General features: G+C 69.1%; 1 protein-coding gene. It reads right to left on the minus strand.

All coding sequences use genetic code 11. The features are described 5' to 3' along the window. A partial coding sequence (locus AC0IYH_RS31640; RefSeq protein ID WP_471838202.1) for a hypothetical protein occupies positions 1-272 on the minus strand: 272 nt, incomplete at both ends.

Below are 272 nucleotides of genomic sequence, written 5' to 3' on the forward strand. Positions count from 1 at the left end.
GTAGATTCCGCCTTCCCTTTGCAAGAAATCGCTGTCGCGGGGTGCCTGCGTCGCCGTAGCGGTGGGGGCGGCGGTCGGCGCGGCATCGACGCGGCGGGCGCGGCGGCGAGGTTCGGTTTCGGGCTTGAACGCCTCCCAGATCACCGACGCCTTGGGATCGGTGTCGGTGGGGAAGGTGCCGAACACCGGCTTGCCGCTGCCGCGATCGATGCGGACCATGCGGATGCCGGCGGGCGCGCGGAACGGCAGCTTCTCCAGTCCTTCATACGCTT

This window comes from Pseudomonas sp. AC463 (genome assembly GCF_979253585.1).